This is a genomic window from Mesorhizobium sp. P5_C1 (assembly GCF_054049815.1).
In genome coordinates this window covers 1-2,176 of record NZ_JBFULQ010000744.1, presented here as the reverse complement: position 1 = coordinate 2,176, position 2,176 = coordinate 1, and the positions used below count along the sequence as shown (strand labels likewise).

At 61.7% G+C, this 2,176-nt stretch carries 2 protein-coding genes; both read left to right on the top strand.

Going from position 1 to position 2,176, the window contains the following annotated elements; translation table 11 throughout:
* A partial coding sequence (locus tag ACXJ7R_RS30730; protein ID WP_457155094.1) for a circularly permuted type 2 ATP-grasp protein occupies positions 1 to 1,338 on the top strand: 1,338 nt, incomplete at its 5' end.
* A gap of 21 nt (positions 1,339 to 1,359) precedes the next feature.
* The coding region (locus tag ACXJ7R_RS30725) for an alpha-E domain-containing protein (RefSeq protein WP_457155093.1) at positions 1,360 to 2,176 on the top strand (817 nt) is incomplete at its 3' end.

Here is a 2,176-nt window from a genome sequence, read left to right as displayed (position 1 = left end):
AAGGAGCAGGATCCGGCCAGGCTTACCGAGAAGATGCAGGACGCCGAACGCGTCTTCCGCAAGACCGGCATCACCTTCGCCGTCTATGGCGAGCAGGAAGCTTCCGAGCGGCTGATCCCGTTCGACATCGTTCCGCGCATCATCTCGGGCAATGAGTGGCGCCGCCTGACGCAAGGCATCGAGCAGCGTGTGCAGGCGCTGAACGCTTTCCTCGACGATATCTACCATCGCCAGGAGATCCTGCGGGCAGGGCGCGTTCCCAGAGAATTGATCGCCAAGAACGAGGCGTTCTTGCCGGAAATGATCGGGGTCAGGCCACCTGCCGGCGTCTACACCCACATCATCGGCGTCGATATCGTCCGCATCAGCGAGGACGAATTCTACGTGCTGGAGGACAATGCGCGCACGCCGTCGGGTGTCTCCTACATGCTGGAGAACCGCGAGACGATGATGCAGCTGTTCCCCGAGCTGTTCCAGAAGATCAAGGTGCGGCCGGTGGAAAACTATCCGCAGCTCCTGCGGCAGTCGCTGGCGGCGGTGCGGCCGCAGAGCACCAAGGGCACGCCGACGATCGCCGTGCTGACGCCCGGCAGCTTCAACTCCGCCTATTTCGAACACGCCTTCCTTGCCGACCAGATGGGCGTGCAGCTTGTCGAAGGTCAGGATCTGCGCGTTGTCGACGGCCATGTCGCGATGCGCACCACCGAAGGCTACAAGCAGATCGATGTGCTTTACCGCCGCGTCGACGATTCTTTCCTCGATCCACTGACCTTTCGGCCGGACTCCGCACTTGGCATACCCGGCATCATGGACGTCTACCGTGCCGGAAACATCACCATTGCCAATGCGCCGGGAACCGGCATTGCCGACGACAAGGCGATCTACTCCTACATGCCCGAGATCGTGGAATTCTACACCGGCCGCAAGGCGATACTCGGCAACATTCCGACCTGGCGGTGCTCGGAGCCGGACAGCCTGAAATACGTGCTCGAGCACATCGACGAACTGGTGATCAAGGAGGTCCACGGCTCCGGCGGCTACGGCATGCTGGTCGGGCCGGCGGCGACCAAGAAGGAGTGCGAGGATTTTTCCAAGAAACTCGCGGCAAAACCGTCGAACTACATCGCCCAGCCGACGCTGGCGCTGTCGACGTGTCCGATCCTGACCGACAAGGGCCTGGCGCCGCGTCACGTCGATCTCAGACCCTATGTGCTGGTTTCCGACCGCATCCAGATCGTGCCCGGAGGGTTGACGCGCGTCGCGCTGAAGGAAGGGTCGCTGGTCGTCAATTCCTCGCAAGGCGGCGGCACCAAGGATACGTGGGTGCTGGATGATTGATTTTCACTTGAAGGGTTTTTGATGCTTTTAGGCCGCACCGCCAACGGGCTCTATTGGATGAACCGCTATATCGAGCGGGCCGAAAACATGGCGCGGTTGGTGGATGCCGGCTTGCGCATGGCGCTGACCCGGACCCAGAGCGCCTCGGAGGAATGGAATTCGGTGCTGCTCAGCGCCGGCTCCGACGTCGCCTTCACGCAGAAATATCAGGATTATACTGCCGCCAATGTGGCCGACTTCCTGTTGCGCGACACGTCGAACCCGTCGAGCACGATGGCGGCGATCGAGACGGCCCGCAACAACGCCCGCATGGTGYGCACCGCGCTGACGCGCGAGACGTGGGAAAGCATCAACGAAGCCTGGATGTCGTTGAAGCGGATGCTGGCAAGGCCGATCGACGAGCGCGACCTGCCGAGCGTGCTCGATGCGATCAAGCGCGAGACGGCGCTGATCCGCGGCTCGTTCTACGGCACCATGCTGCGCAACGAGATCTTCGATTTCTCGCAGCTCGGCACCTATGTCGAGCGCGCCGACAACACTGCGCGCATCCTCGACGTGAAATACTACGTGCTGTTGCCCTCGATCTCGTGGGTCGGCTCGACACTCGACAACTACCAATGGGAATCGATCCTGCGCTCGGTGTCGGCGCACCGCTCCTACCGCTGGGTCTATGACGCAGACTACAAGCCGACCAACATTGCCGACTATCTGATCCTCAATGTCCGCATGCCGCGTTCGCTGACCTTCTGCTACCGCTTCCTGGCCGAACATCTGAAATTCCTCGGCGACGACTACGGCGAGCGTCATGCCTGCCATGCGACCGCCGACAAGACGCAGG